Genomic DNA, 11,781 nt, shown 5'->3' with positions numbered 1-11,781 from the left:
TCGACCTCACCGACGCCGCGAAGAAGCCCGCCTCCACCTACTCCGGCGGTATGAAGCGCCGCCTCGACATCGCCATGACCCTGGTCGGCAGCCCGCGGATCATCTTCCTCGACGAGCCGACCACCGGTCTCGACCCCCGCTCCCGCCACACCATGTGGCAGATCATCCGCGAACTCGTCTCCGACGGCGTCACCGTCTTCCTCACCACCCAGTACCTGGAAGAGGCCGACGAACTCGCCGACCGCATCGCCGTCCTGCACGACGGCACGATCGCCGCCGAGGGCACCGCCGAGGAACTGAAGCGGATCGTCCCCGGCGGACACGTCCGGCTCCGCTTCACCGACCCCGCCGCCTACCGCAGCGCCGCCTCCACCCTGCGCGAGGCCGCCCGGGACGACGAGTCGCTCACCCTGCAACTCCCCAGCGACGGCAGCCAGCGCGCACTGCGCGCCGTCCTCGACCGGCTGGACTCGGCCGGCATCGAGGCCGACGAGCTGACCGTGCACACCCCCGACCTCGACGACGTCTTCTTCGCCCTGACCGGCCCGGCCGACGTCCCCGCCCAGCAGAACCAGCAGAACCAGCAGAAGGAGTCCGCCCGATGAGCACCCTGTCCCTCGCCGCACGCGACTCGGCCACGATGCTGCGCCGCAACCTCCTGCACGCCCGGCGCTACCCCTCCCTCACCCTGAACCTGCTGCTCACGCCGATCATGCTGCTGCTGCTCTTCGTCTACATCTTCGGCAACGCGATGAGCGGCGGGGCGGGGCGCTCCGCCTACATCGCCTACATCGTCCCCGGTCTCCTGTTGATGACCATCGGCTCCACCACGATCGGCACCGCGGTCTCCGTCTCCAACGACATGACCGAGGGCATCATCGCCCGCTTCCGCACGATGGCGATCCACCGCCCCTCGGTGCTCGTCGGACACGTCGTCGGCAGTGTGATCCAGTCGGTCATGAGCGTGGTCCTCGTGGGTGCCGTCGGTGTGGCCATCGGCTTCCGCTCCACCGATGCCACCGTCCTGGAGTGGCTCGCGGCGTTCGGACTGATCGTCCTGTTCGCCCTCGCGCTCACCTGGATCGCGGTCGGCATGGGGCTCGTCAGCCCGAACGCCGAGGCGGCCAGCAACAACGCGATGCCGCTGATTCTGCTGCCGCTCCTGTCCAGTGCCTTCGTACCCCTCGACTCGATGCCGGGCTGGTTCCAGCCGATCGCGGAGTACCAGCCGTTCACCCCGGCCATCGAGACCCTGCGCGGCCTGCTGCTCGGCACCGAGATCGGCCACAACGGCTGGCTCGCCGTCGCCTGGTGCCTCGGCCTCGCGGTGCTCGGCTACTTCTGGTCGACCTCGAAGTTCGACGCCGACCCGAAGTAACCGACCGCCATGGCAACGCGGACCGGCCATCGAACGGGCGGCGCACACCGACACCACGTCGGAGTGCGCCGCCCGTTCACATGAAAGACCGACCGCCCTACCCCTCCGCGATCACCACAGCCGAAGCCACCCCCGCGTCATGGCTCAACGACACATGCCACCCCCGCACCCCCAGCTCGGCCGCCCGGGCCGCCACACTTCCCCGCACCCGCACCCGCGGCTGCCCGCTCGCCTCCACGAACACCTCCGCGTCGGTCCACAGCAGCCCCGGCGGCGCCCCCAGCGCCTTGGCGAGCGCCTCCTTCGCCGCGAACCGCGCCGCCAGCGAGGCGACCCCCCGCCGCTCCCCGCTGGGCAGCAGCAACTCGCTCTCGACGAACAGCCGTTGGGCGAGCGCGGGCGTCCGCTCCAGCGACGCCGCGAAGCGTTCGATCTCGGCCACGTCGATACCGACCCCGATGATGCTCATGCCGAGCACTCTAAGGCGGGTACACCGCTCTCCCCGTTGGCACAGCCTGCTGCTAGCCTGCGGCAACTTGATCACCACCAGGGGGCGGAGAGATGAGCGGTACTGCCGGCAGACCCACGACCTCGAACGGGCCGACCTTCGACTCGTTCGACAACACCCCGGAGCTGATCCCCTTGCGCACGGCGGCCCAGTCGGGCGACTGGAACGCCGTACGGGCCTATTTCTCGGGCCTGGACTCGGTCGACAAGGTCTCCTCCGCCGTCGCGACCCTCGCCGACATCGACGGCGCCGAGTTCCTCCTGCAGCAGGCGGCCGCCGACCACCCCGGTGACCCGCTGCCCCGCGCCGCCCTCGCCGAGCGCTATGTCTACATGGGCTGGGACATCCGCAGCAGCCTGCAGGCCAAGCACGTCTCCAGCGAGCAGTTCGACCGCTTCCACGCCTGGCTGCGCAAGGCCGAGCAGATCCTGATCGAGGTCTGTGCCGAACAGCCGTCGTACGCCCCCGCCTGGACGGCCCGTCTGATGACAGCGCGCGGACTGCAGTTGGGCCAGGCGGAGGCCAGGCGCCGCTACGACCGCCTCTCCGCCCACCACCCGCACCACTACCGCGCCCAGGTCCAGCTGCTCCAGCAGGTGTGCCCGAAGTGGAGCGGCTCCTGGGAGGCGGCGCACGGCTTCGCCCGGGAGTGCGCGACCGCCTCCCCCGACGGCTCGAACTCCGGCGCCCTGGTCGCGCTCGCCCACATCGAGCACTGGCTCGACCTGGACGGCCCCGCGGGCACCGCCTACATGCGGGGCATCCCGGTCCGCGACGACCTCCGCAACGCCGCGCGGATCTCCGTCCTGCACCCGGACCACCGCCCCGACTGGAACTCGCTCGGCGCGCACAACGCGTTCGCGTTCGCCTTCTCCCTCGGCGGCCACTTCGAGGACGCGGCCCCGCACTTCGCCTACATCGGCGACCGCGCCACCGAGTCCCCCTGGTACTACACGAACGACAAGAAGGCCGCATTCCTGAAGCACCGCAAGTCCGCACTGGGGGCCTGACCACGATGACGACCGAACTGCACGTGCTCGACGGCCTGGTCTCCCACACGACGACCGACGGCATCCCCACCCTGTACGCCCCGACGTCCGCGAACGAGATCACGGCGGGCCTGTTCTTCCGGGTGGGCCGCGCCGACGAGACCCTGGCGACGGCCGGGATCACCCATCTCGTCGAGCATCTCGCGCTGCACCGCCTCGGCCTGTCCGACCTGCACTACAACGGCGCGACGGCGAACGCGTACACCCTCTTCCACGTCACCGGCAGCGAGGAGGAGGTCGTCACGTACCTCAACAGCGTCTGCGCGGCCCTGCGCGACCTGCCGATGGACCGGCTGGAGACGGAGAAGGAGATCCTCCGCACCGAGGCGGCCGGCCGGGGCGGCGGCCCGGGCCACCAGCTGCCGCTGTGGCGGTACGGCGCCCGGGGCTACGGCCTGTCCAGCTACAACGAGCTGGGCACCTGGAGCCTGACCCCGGACCAGGTCCGGCACTGGGCCGAGACCCGCTTCACCCGCGACAACGCGGTCCTGTGGATCACCAGCGAGCACGTCCCGGAGGGCCTCGACCTCGCCCTCCCCCAGGGCACCCGCCTCCCGGCCCCCGCCGCGACCAGCGCACTGCCCGTCACCCCCGCGTACATCCACGGCGACGACGGCCACGTGGTCCTCACCTCGGTCGTGCGCCGCTCGCCGGCCGCCGCCGTCTTCGCGGACGTCGTCGGCCGGGCCCTCTTCCAGGACCTGCGCCAGGAGGGCGGCTACTCCTACTCGGCGGAGGCCGACTACACCCCGCGCGATGCCGATTACGCCACCCTCACCGCGTACGCCGACTCGCTCCCCCAGAAGCAGGACGCGGTCGTCGGCGGCTTCATCGACACCCTCGCGCGCCTGCGCGCCGGCCGCATCGAGCAGTCCGAACTGGACTCCGTCCGCGCCAAGCTCCTCAAGGCGTACGACGTCCCGGACCTCGGCGCCGCGTCGCTCCCGTCGTACGCGCTGAGCCTCCTCCTCGGCCACCGCATCCTCTCCCCCGAACAGCGCCGCGCCGAACTGAACGCGGTCACCGTGGCCGACCTGCACGAGGTGGCCCAGGAGGCCTGGGCCACCGCCCTCGTCCAGGTCCCCGGCCGGGGCGTGGACTGGGCGGGCCTCACCCTGGCCCCGCAGTACTCCCAGGACTCGGTCACCGGCACCCGCCACCAGTCCCTGGAGGACGAGAAGGTCACCCTCGTCATTGGCACGGAGGGCGTCAGCCTCCTCACCCCGCGCGGCCCCGTGACCGTCCGCTACGACGCGACGGCCGCCATGACCGCCCGCCCCGACGGCGCCCGATCCCTCACCGGCCACGACGGCTTCTCGGTGACGATCGAGCCGACCCTCTACAAGAGCGTCACCCCCGAGCGCATATCCGCCGTCGACGCGGCGACCCCGCCCGCGGCGGTGGTCCCCATGCCCGCGAGGGAGCCGGACCGCATCCCCCAGCCCCGCAAGCGCGCGAGCACCCCCGCCGACCGCCCCCTCAAGTCCACCTGGGCCTGGACCCTCGCCCTCTGGACGGTCGGCCTCCTGACCGCCTTCTGGGGCCTCCTCTGCGCCGTCATCACGGCGGACGAGGCGTCGGCCGCGAACCCGGAATGGGACGCGGTGGTGGGCGTCTGGATCATGTGGCTCCCCCTGGCGGCGGTGACAGTGGCCCTGTACCGGGCCCGCGGGCGCCGCCGCCGCTCCTGACAGCGTTGGGTCCGGCGGTGCGCAACCGCCGAACCCAACGCCACGCCTCCTGCGGTCAGGCGGCGGTCTTGGTCGTGCAGTTGTTGGCCTGGAGCTGGGCGCTGGTGCTGATCACCGCGTTCAACGCCAGGCTGATCTGGGTCGGGTTGATCGGGAAGGTGGTCAGCGCGGAGGCCAGGGCCTGCAGGTTCTGCTGCAGCTGGAGAGTGAGAGCCACGCAGGTCGGCGAGGGTGTCGTCGGGAGACACCCCTGCGCCTGGAGCTGTACGACGGTGGCCTGGGCCGCGGTGATGGCCGCCTGGGCCGCGACGACGTCAGGAGTCGCGAGGGCGAGCGCTGTCTGAGCGGCCGTCAACTGCGTGTTGAGCTGAACGGTGAGTTCTGCGCAGGTCAGCTTCTTCGTTTCCTGGACGATGGGCTTGGGGACGGGCAGGCCCGTGTCCGCTGCGGCTGCCGGTGCGATGGCGATGGCCAGAGATGTCAGAACCGCGGCCGACACGACAGCGGACCCGAAGCGCTTGAGGGATGACATTCCGCGCCTTTCTTTGTGTGCGAATGAGGAAGCCGATGGGGACTTCTCGCATCCACAAGGCCACGGAGTGTGACAGTCGGCAACTCGGCCACCCCGTCCACTGCGGGCCGAGGGAGCCGCCGCCAGCACATGATCCGCAGAAAAGCCCAGCTCAGAGCGGCAAGGTGACGGCCGACCAGAACCGGGCAACCGATACTGCGAACGAGTACTCCGAGTGACGAGACCGCCCGGAATCCTCGAACTAGACCCGGCCCCGCGAACGCCGGCGGGCGGCGGCGCGGGCCTCACCGACGCGGTCCAGGACGAGAAAGAAGACGGGGAGAGAGAGCAGCGGCAGGCCCAGAAGCAGCAGCCATGTGCGCGTCGGCCGTTCGGTGAGGACCAGCCAGGTGAAGAGGACGAACGCGGCGACCATGACGAACAGGGAGCCGATGACCGCCCGCTGCCACGCGGTACGCCGCCGCGCCCCGCGCAGGATTCGCTCCTCCAGCTCGGGCCGCGTGTGCGGGGACAGGAACCCGAGCCGTACGGCGGTGGCGGACAGGTCGGCGACCTCGCCGACCGGGTCGCCCAGCTGCTGCTCGTCGAGCTGGAAGAGACGGATCCGGCGCCCGGCGGTGTCGTACAGGTACGCCGGCCAGCGCGGGCTGCCGCCCCGCTTGCCGCTCTCCACCCGGATGCCGTAGACATCGGACCAGGCCCGGGTACGCGTCCCCAGCGGCCCCCGGACGGTGATCCCGTCGGCGGTGACGGACGTACGCGCCCGCCAGTGCTCCAGCGCCACCCGGAGGCCGAGCCCCACCCAGACCACCATGGGCGCCAGGTCCCAGCCCGTCACCCCGCCCAGCGTCGTGATCCGCAGCAGGGTCATACCCGTGATCACCGTCACGGCCACCAGCACGAGATACACCACCGGCACCGCCCGCCGCCTGCGGTACTCCCGCTCGATCCCCTCACCCATCCAAAACTCCCCCGCACGCGGACCTGACGCTCTAGAAGATCCCCTTGTAGCCCTTCCAGCCGGTGCTGATCTTCACGCGGCTGCCGAAGGATCCCTTGCCGTTGCCGGGGAGCCGGTAGAGGACGCCCGCGGTGTCGCGCGCGACCAGGTCGGCCTTGCCGTCGCCGGTGATGTCCCCGACGCCGACGACCGAGTTGTACGAGGATCCCCATCCGGAGAACAGCTTCACGCGTGCGGAGAAGGTGCCGTTGCCCTTCCCGTAGTACCGGTAGAGGTTGTTGGACTTGTCCTGGGCGACCAGGTCGCCGATGCCGTCGCCGTTGAGGTCCCCGGCGCCGACGACCTTCTTGTACGTCTTCCAGTTGGCGTACAGCTTCACCCGCGCCGACAGCTTCCCGGTGCTGGTGCCCTTGTAGAGGTAGACCGCGCCGGTCGAGGCGTTACGGGCGATCAGGTCCGGGCGGCCGTCCTTGGTCACGTCACCGGGGGCGGTCAGGACGTCGTACTGGTTCCAGCCGGTACCCAGCGAGGTGTACGACGTCCACTGGGTGGACGTGACGACGCATCCCGGCTTGTACAGACGCAGGGACCCGTTGCCCATCCGCAGCAACACGTCGTTGCAGCGGTCCCCGTTGAGGTCGCCGACGGCCACCGGCGTGATCTTCGTCCCCCAGCCCCAGCCCCCGACCCTTCGGGAGAACGTGCCGCTGCCCGTGCCCTGGTGGAAGCTTAGGTAGCTGTCGGAGTCGACGGTCACCAGATCGCCGACAGCGTCCGGCAGCAGGCTCGCGGTACCGAGGTAGTCGTGGTGCACCGCGGCGCCCTGCTGGAGCCGGACCGTGCCCTTGACCGTCAGGGGCGCGCCGACGCCGTCGGCGGGCGTGACGGAGATCGTCCAGTCGTAGACGCCGTTGGGGGCGTACCCGGAGCCGGTGGTTCCGTTCCATTCCGGGCGCGGGATCGCGCCGCGTACCGGGCCGCCGCCATCGCTGGCGACGACCTTGCCGGTGGTCTTGTTCCGGATGGTGAGCTGCCAGCTCGCGGCGGGTTTCGACAGCAGAATCGCGTTGCCGGTCAGCAGGGCGCTGTTGTTCGCGTCCGCCCAGATCTGGTCGTGGATCGTCAGGGTGTCCAGCAGTCGCAACGGCTGCTGGGCCAGCCCCGACGGCACGAGGTGCACCTGCTCCTTGGCGTCCACGTACGCGGCGTTCGCGCCCGACTCGTCGACCGTCCAGCGCACGTCCCGCTGCGACACCCCGGTGTCCGGCAGGTCGCCGATCTCCCGGCTCGCGGCCGTGCCGTCGGCGACCGTCGTCAGCGTCAGCTTCCCGGCCTGCTTGTCGTGCGTGACGACGTACCCGTCGCCCAGCTTGGCCTCGTCGGCCGGCACCGGCACGGACTTCTTCGCCGTACGGTCGTACACACCGGCCTTGTCGCCGCAGCTCCAGTAGAGCCAGCGGCCCAGCGCCTGGAGTTCGGTAAACGCGCAGTCGGCGTCGGTCGTGAGGGTTTCGGTGGTCTTCTTCGTCGTCAGGTTGTACGCGGTGACGCTGCCGGGCGTCGCACCCGCGGTCCACAGGACCTCGCCGGAGAGGGCGGCCGGGCCGGGGGTGCGGGTGACGACCGGGGCGCCACTGTCGTCGAGGTGGTAGACGTACTGCTCGGTGGCCGTGGTGTAGATCAGGTACGCCCCGGAGACGTCGGTGATCTGCCCGCCGGCGGGGACGGAGCGCTCCCAGAAGTCGTAGTCGCCGGGCCCGTTGACCCTGAGCCGGTCGTACTGCCCCGATTCCCGCCCGAGCCAGGCGGTCCGCCCGTCGGCCGTGCCGAACAGCTGGGAGCAGCCGAGGTCCGTCGCGGGGCAGGAGCCCACCAGCGTGTCGGTGCCGTCGTACGACGAGCGCGCTCCGAACGTCGGCGTCCCGGTGACGGCCACGGTTCGCCCGTAAGTGTCGCGGTAGCCGGCGTAGCTGGGGTCGGCGACGACGAGCATGCCCTGGTCCAGGGAGAGCCCCTGGATCTTGTACGCGGGCTTGGGCAGCGCCTTGACCTGGGTGACGACCGGGCCGCCGTCCGGGCCCTCCTGGATGCGCTGGACGCCCCAGTCGTCCTCGGCGGCGGCGGTGCGGCCGACGGCGAGGGCACTGTCGTTCGTAGCGGCCGCGATGGCGGGGTTCGACGCGGGCAGCAGGGTCGTCGACGGACCGCCCACGAGGGGCGTGGCGATCACCGCCGTGCCGGGCCGGGTCACCAGCCAGTCGCCGACCACGGCGAGGCCCTGCGCGGGGTTGGTGGCGCCGCTGTCGAGGGCGATCTCGACCGGGGCCGCGGACAGGTCGGAGCGGGAGTAGACCTGGACGACGGGGTCGCTGATGCTGAAGAGGACGACGTGGTCGGCGGTGACCTGGGCCCCGGAGTAGACCTTGCTGCGCAGCGGGGTCCACTGCTGGACCTGGCCCGTCCGCCGGTCGACCATGACCGAGACGTACGCCCCGGTCTCGCCCGCCCGTCCGGCGTGGAACAGCAGCCCGTCGGCGTCGCCGCCCCTGGGCATGCCGAGGACGTACCCCTCGGGCACCCCGGTCACCGGCACGTCTCGCGTGGTGCCGTCCGCCTCCGGGAACAGCAGGTGCATCTCCCGCTGCGTGACCCCGTTGTCGTCCTTCCACGACCTGTAGGCGACCGCGAGATCGCCGTAGGCGGTGAGGTAGGTCAGGCCCTCGGGCGTGCGGATCGTACGGGTCGTGCCGTCGGCCGCGTTCCACAGGTCGACGCGACCGTCGGCGTAGCGGTAGGCGAGGACGTCGCCGCCGGCCGTGTTGTAGGTGGTGTAACCCTCCGGGTGGACGACCTTCACGGACTTGCCGTCGGCGTACCGCGTCCAGACGAGCCCTGAGCCCTCCAGGCTGTGGAAGACGCCCTGGGCTCCGGCCCCGTCGTGCCCGTCGTACGACGACCCGCCGTACAGCGCGCCGGAGGTGTACGTACTGCGCAGCGCCGCCGGTACGACCGTCTCTGTAGCGGTGTCAGCGACCGCGACGGACGGCAGCAGCGGGCTCAGACCGGCCGCGAGTACGGCGCAGGCGGCGACGAGACGGGTACGTGCGTGGGCATGACGAGCCATGAGAGTCCCTCCCCGTGAGCGGAGACGGGTTGGACGCCGACCCGGCGTCTGTGGCCCCCCGGCCTTCACACCCATCTCACAAGTCGGCTGATCCTACAGCGACTTCACGACCGGCGGGACGAGCGGGGCTGACGAGCGCGGGGGCCGCATCCCGCAGCCCCCGGCGTTCAATCCGAGTCCGGACTCTCACCGTCCTCGTCGGCGAGGAGCTCCTCCGCGCGTTCGACCGTGCCGACCCGGCCGAGCCAGTCGTCGAGCAGGTCGAGGTCGGTGCAGGTGACGATCCGCTCGCGCAGCTCGTCGGAGACCGGGAGGCCGCGCCCTTCCAGCACACGCAGGACGCTCTTGGCCTCGCCCTCCGCCATACCCTCCGCCATGCCCTTCGCCTTGCCGTCCAGATAGGCCTCTTCGAAGACCGTGCCCCGGCCCGGGAAGTAAGTGATGACCATCTTCTCCAGTTTCCTCCACGTATCGCGGGCCGGGGTGTTCTCCAGCCCGATCTCCACCAGTTCCGACCAGTACTTCGCCGTGGCCTTGTCGAACGACCGCATCCCGCGGGCCAGCAGTTCCAGTATGGCCGCGATGTCCTGACTCTCGCTGTGCACGATGGCACTGAGCGTCGCCAGCGCCGGCTGCCGCGCGACCTCCGACTCGTCGGTGATCGGCGCGACGGTGTCCGGCCCCAGCACGAAGGGGCTGGTGACCTGGGTCTTCCACGGGCCGACACGACACTCGAAGGGTCCGGCCGCCCAGGCCGCAGTGGGGTGGTTACGGCAGACGGCGACGAGCAGTACCGGCAGGTTGAACTTCGCGTGCAAATAGCTCACGTAGTAGGCCCAGCTGGCTCCCTTGCCGGAAACCTTCTTGGTCTGTGCCTCGATGGCGAGCAGGAAACCGTCCCCGTCGGACGGCTCGATCTTCAGCACCGTGTCCACACGGCGTTCCAGGGGCTTGATCTCCGTCGCGTCAGGCGTGATCGCTTCGATGACCGCCTTGGCGGGCGCCTCAAGTCCCAACACCTCGAAGACCGGGGCGAGGACCTCCGGATGATCCTGGAAGATCCGGTGGGACACCTCATGGGTGGATGTGACCATGTGCGCAACCTTGACGGGTCGAAGGGACGACTGACCAGGTGATCCGAAAACGTTCACCCTTTCGAGCGGCGAGGAAACGTTCACGCCGCCGAACTCAGCTCGCACCACACGTACTTGCCCCGGCTGCCGAATCGGGACATCGGCTGCCAGTGCCAGAGGTCGGAGCAGGCCTGGACGATCGCGAGCCCGCGCCCACTCTCGGCCTCCTCGTCCAACTCCTCGAACCTGGTGGGTGGTTCGGGCGGCTCCGGGTCCGCATCCCAGGCCCCGATCTGCAACACCCCCTCCGTCCAGCGCACCCTGAGCGCGGCGGGCCCCTTCTGATGCCGTACGGCATTGGAGACCAGCTCGGCGGCGAGGAGTTCGGCGGTGTCGAGGAGGGCGGCGAGGCCGTGGAGGTTGAGGATCACCCGGAGGGTGTGGCGAGAAACGGTGACGGCTCGGGGGTCGTTGGGGATGTAGAGGGAGTACTCCCAGGGTTCGGGCATGGGGCGGCTCCAACTCCGTTTCATAGAGTGTGCGTTGCGTCACCGACGGTAGGCCTAAGATTTCATCCAGAGCAAGCCGGTCGCGTAATCTGAACCCGAACGAGCAAGGAGCGGTCAATGGTGTTGAGGCGCGAACCAACGGCACGTCAGATGCGCCTGGCGACCGAACTACGCAGGCTCCGAGAGGCAGCGGGGCTCAACTCCACTGAGGCAGCAGCGCTGCTTGGCGCGAGTCGCGTCCAAATCAGCCACATCGAATCCGGCCTCACTGGTGTGAGCGAGCAAAGGCTGCGTCGCCTCGCCTCTCACTACGCCTGCACAGACAGCAAGTTCATCGACGCCCTGGTCACTATGGCCGTCGACAGGACGCGTGGCTGGTGGGAGGAGTATCGAGGATTACTGCCCACGCCGTTCCTGGACCTGTCCGAACTGGAGCACAACGCCCAGTTTCAGCGCCACGTCGCCATCCTGTACGTGCCGGGCTTGCTCCAGACGGAGGACTACGCGCGCGCCGTCTTCTCATCCAGACTGCCGGAACTCACCCACGAAGAGGTTGAGTTGCGCATCAGGCACCGCAAGGCGCGCCAGGAAATCGCCATCCCCTACGAGGCGGTGATCCATGAGGCTGCACTTCGGATCAGGGTCAGCGACCGTGCCACCTCAGAGGCCCAACTCACCAGGCTGCTTGAGCTGTCCGAAGCGGACCACATCACCTTGCGCATCATTCCCTTTGACGTGGACGGCTTCGCCAAAGCCTCAAGCACGATGACGTACGTAGGAGGCCGCGTCCCCAAACTGGACACAGTGGTCCGTGACGCGCCGCACGGCTCGGTCTTCATCGATTCCGAGGCTCAGCTCAACACCTACCGAACAAGCTTCCGTAGAGTGGAGGAAGCGTCACTCGAACCCGAACCGTCGCGCGATTTCATCCACAAGCTGGCGAAAGGGCTGTGAGG

The 11,781-nt window shown here is 69.8% G+C and carries 11 protein-coding genes; 5 read left to right on the top strand and 6 right to left on the bottom strand.

Annotated features, from left to right (window positions below; all coding sequences use genetic code 11):
- The coding region (locus tag ACLZN2_RS08180; RefSeq protein WP_416977694.1) for an ATP-binding cassette domain-containing protein at positions 1–605 on the top strand (605 nt) is incomplete at its 5' end.
- On the top strand, positions 602–1,378 hold the full coding sequence (locus ACLZN2_RS08175) for an ABC transporter permease (protein ID WP_416977693.1): 777 nt from the start codon (positions 602–604) through the stop codon (positions 1,376–1,378). The genes ACLZN2_RS08180 and ACLZN2_RS08175, both read left to right, overlap by 4 nt.
- Positions 1,379–1,475: 97 nt before the next feature.
- Here ACLZN2_RS08175 and ACLZN2_RS08170 read toward each other — a convergent pair whose 3' ends face one another.
- On the bottom strand, positions 1,476–1,847 hold the full coding sequence (locus ACLZN2_RS08170) for a holo-ACP synthase (RefSeq protein ID WP_416977692.1): 372 nt from the start codon (positions 1,845–1,847) through the stop codon (positions 1,476–1,478).
- A 92-nt stretch (positions 1,848–1,939) separates the two neighbouring features.
- Between ACLZN2_RS08170 and ACLZN2_RS08165 the strand changes: the two genes are divergently transcribed.
- A complete protein-coding gene (locus ACLZN2_RS08165) occupies positions 1,940–2,896 on the top strand; it encodes a tetratricopeptide repeat protein (RefSeq protein ID WP_416977691.1) in 957 nt (318 codons plus the stop codon).
- Between the two features lie 5 nt (positions 2,897–2,901).
- Positions 2,902–4,626: a M16 family metallopeptidase gene (locus ACLZN2_RS08160; protein WP_416977690.1), complete on the top strand. Its 1,725-nt coding sequence runs from the start codon at positions 2,902–2,904 to the stop codon at positions 4,624–4,626.
- Between the two features lie 55 nt (positions 4,627–4,681).
- Here the strand turns inward: ACLZN2_RS08160 and ACLZN2_RS08155 are convergent, their stop codons facing one another.
- From ACLZN2_RS08155 to ACLZN2_RS08135, 5 genes are all read right to left on the bottom strand, one after another.
- On the bottom strand, positions 4,682–5,158 hold the full coding sequence (locus ACLZN2_RS08155) for a hypothetical protein (RefSeq protein ID WP_416977689.1): 477 nt from the start codon (positions 5,156–5,158) through the stop codon (positions 4,682–4,684).
- Positions 5,159–5,399: 241 nt separating this feature from the next.
- A complete protein-coding gene (locus ACLZN2_RS08150) occupies positions 5,400–6,119 on the bottom strand; it encodes a PH domain-containing protein (RefSeq protein ID WP_416977688.1) in 720 nt (239 codons plus the stop codon).
- A gap of 31 nt (positions 6,120–6,150) precedes the next feature.
- The gene (locus ACLZN2_RS08145; RefSeq protein ID WP_416977687.1) at positions 6,151–9,243 is read right to left on the bottom strand and encodes an FG-GAP repeat domain-containing protein; all 3,093 of its coding nucleotides are present in this window, start codon (positions 9,241–9,243) and stop codon (positions 6,151–6,153) included.
- A 167-nt stretch (positions 9,244–9,410) separates the two neighbouring features.
- Positions 9,411–10,337 (bottom strand): hypothetical protein, encoded by a 927-nt coding sequence (locus ACLZN2_RS08140; protein ID WP_416977686.1) that lies wholly within the window; start codon positions 10,335–10,337, stop codon positions 9,411–9,413.
- Positions 10,338–10,417: 80 nt separating this feature from the next.
- The gene (locus ACLZN2_RS08135) at positions 10,418–10,825 is read right to left on the bottom strand and encodes an ATP-binding protein (RefSeq protein WP_416977685.1); all 408 of its coding nucleotides are present in this window, start codon (positions 10,823–10,825) and stop codon (positions 10,418–10,420) included.
- Positions 10,826–10,942: 117 nt separating this feature from the next.
- On the opposite strand from ACLZN2_RS08135, the gene ACLZN2_RS08130 reads away from it, so the two are divergent.
- Positions 10,943–11,779, top strand: coding sequence for a helix-turn-helix domain-containing protein (locus ACLZN2_RS08130; RefSeq protein ID WP_416977684.1), 837 nt, complete (start codon positions 10,943–10,945; stop codon positions 11,777–11,779).
- The last annotated feature ends 2 nt before the right edge of the window (positions 11,780–11,781 follow it).

Source organism: Streptomyces sp. T028 (genome assembly GCF_048159505.1).
Taxonomy (GTDB): domain Bacteria; phylum Actinomycetota; class Actinomycetes; order Streptomycetales; family Streptomycetaceae; genus Streptomyces.
This window is presented reverse-complemented; position numbering and strand designations above follow the sequence as displayed.

What these genes read in the sequence shown, in the direction of transcription:
- ACLZN2_RS08175 (WP_416977693.1), top strand. Translation starts at nt 602, where the DNA reads ATGAGCACCCTGTCCCTCGCCGCACGCGACTCGGCCACGATGCTGCGC.
- ACLZN2_RS08170 (WP_416977692.1), bottom strand. Translation starts at nt 1,847, where the DNA reads ATGAGCATCATCGGGGTCGGTATCGACGTGGCCGAGATCGAACGCTTC.
- ACLZN2_RS08165 (WP_416977691.1), top strand. Translation starts at nt 1,940, where the DNA reads ATGAGCGGTACTGCCGGCAGACCCACGACCTCGAACGGGCCGACCTTC.
- ACLZN2_RS08160 (WP_416977690.1), top strand. Translation starts at nt 2,902, where the DNA reads ATGACGACCGAACTGCACGTGCTCGACGGCCTGGTCTCCCACACGACG.
- ACLZN2_RS08155 (WP_416977689.1), bottom strand. Translation starts at nt 5,158, where the DNA reads ATGTCATCCCTCAAGCGCTTCGGGTCCGCTGTCGTGTCGGCCGCGGTT.
- ACLZN2_RS08150 (WP_416977688.1), bottom strand. Translation starts at nt 6,119, where the DNA reads ATGGGTGAGGGGATCGAGCGGGAGTACCGCAGGCGGCGGGCGGTGCCG.
- ACLZN2_RS08145 (WP_416977687.1), bottom strand. Translation starts at nt 9,243, where the DNA reads ATGGCTCGTCATGCCCACGCACGTACCCGTCTCGTCGCCGCCTGCGCC.
- ACLZN2_RS08140 (WP_416977686.1), bottom strand. Translation starts at nt 10,337, where the DNA reads ATGGTCACATCCACCCATGAGGTGTCCCACCGGATCTTCCAGGATCAT.
- ACLZN2_RS08135 (WP_416977685.1), bottom strand. Translation starts at nt 10,825, where the DNA reads ATGCCCGAACCCTGGGAGTACTCCCTCTACATCCCCAACGACCCCCGA.
- ACLZN2_RS08130 (WP_416977684.1), top strand. Translation starts at nt 10,943, where the DNA reads ATGGTGTTGAGGCGCGAACCAACGGCACGTCAGATGCGCCTGGCGACC.